We start from the raw sequence: 1,554 nt of genomic DNA on the forward strand, positions 1-1,554 counted from the left end.
TTCATGGGGCCATTCGATGCACTCAATCCGCGTGCCATTGCTCGCTTGATCGCGGCGGTGATGGCGATCAGTGCGCTTGGCTACGTGGCCATGCGCTCCCTGGGGCCGCGTTATGGACTGCCGCTGGCTGGTTTTGCAGCAGGCTTTGTTTCAAGCACAGCCACCATTTATTCCATGGGTGAACGCGTATCGCGCCAGCCCTCTCTCATGAGCGGAGCGGTTGCAGGGGCAGTCCTTTCATCCATTGCGACCATCATTCAAATGACGGTAGTCATTGGGTTGATACAGGCATCRTTATTGACCGAGATGGTGTTACCCCTGTCATTTGGCGGTGTTGCCGCCACCCTGTATGGGCTCGTGTTCTTGCTTCGTAGAGCCCGTGCCAGCAGCACAGGAACTACAATTGAAGACGTAGGCCATGCTTTCAGTCTAAGAACGGCGGTGATATTTGCGACGCTTGTCAGTTTGATACTGCTAGTGTCAGCGGGTTTGAACGCATGGTTGGGGGCGCGTGGGATATTGCTGGGCGCAGCACTGACAGGATTGGCCGATGCGCACGCAACTGCTGCATCAGCCGCCTCCCTGATGGCCGCCGACAAGATTTCGAGTGCGCAAGCCGTTGAGCCCATTTTGATTGGCCTCACCACCAACACATTGATGAAGGCGGTGGTTGCCTTTAAGGCCGGCGGCGTCCCTTACGCGACACGTATCGTGCCGGGTCTTGCCTTCATGATTGCAGCTGCCTGGCTGGGAGACTGGCTCAGGTGATCATCTGATTTCTGCAGGTGAGTTGCAGCCGGCCGCATGGCCCCAACGAGCCATAATCATGCAGACCTTACCCCTTTTCCGCTTGGCGGACGCAGTCTGCGCTGGTACGCGTGAACGTTGTTCGATACCGCTCACAACATTCTTCCCGGTTCCCTGTTCGCACCTTGACGATGTCGCGCGACGCCTCCCCTGTCCGATCTAGGCCACGCCCCGGCACATGATGGCGACTGCCGAGAAATCTCGGGCGCGTGTCATACGCTAGGCACTTTCCGTAACTCCCTGCGCTCGGCCCAAAAAATCTCGCCGCGAGCTTTTTCGGCCGACCACGTCTAGTGTGTCATTAACAATGGGAGTGGCGCCCGTTCCAGCAGTGCGATGGTTGTACTCCCGAACACGAACTCCTGCAGCTTCGAGTGACCGAAGGCGCCCGCCACGATGAGGTCCGCTCCCAACTCACCAGCTTCCCGGATGAGGGCATCGCCGACGGCCAGATCGGAGGTCTCGATGGTACGGACCCGCGCGTTCACGCCGTGACGGTCCAAGTGCTCTCTCAGAAGTCGGTGCGGATCGATGTTTGCCGGGATCTCATCGATGTCCTTTCGGTGACCGACGGTGACCACATAGACGTTGCGAGCACGTCTTAGCAGTGGCATGGCTTCACTCAGTGCGCGCGCCGCCTGCGGGGAATCTCCCAAGGCGACCATGATGGTCGCAGGTTCCCGTTCAAGCTGGACTTGCCTTGGAAGGATGAGGACGGGCCTGCCGCTGTCGACGACTATCCTGACA

2 protein-coding genes are annotated in these 1,554 nt (G+C 58.9%); one reads left to right on the forward strand and one right to left on the reverse strand.

Features of this window, described 5'->3' with window-relative positions:
- Positions 1 to 768 (forward strand): DUF4010 domain-containing protein (locus AC1DVF_RS29205; protein WP_477783629.1); only part of this gene is annotated, 768 nt, incomplete at its 5' end.
- Positions 769 to 1,097: 329 nt separating this feature from the next.
- Here AC1DVF_RS29205 and AC1DVF_RS29210 read toward each other — a convergent pair.
- The coding region (locus AC1DVF_RS29210) for a universal stress protein (protein WP_477783630.1) at positions 1,098 to 1,554 on the reverse strand (457 nt) is incomplete at its 5' end.

The organism is Pseudomonas sp. P4_D7, from assembly GCF_056401755.1.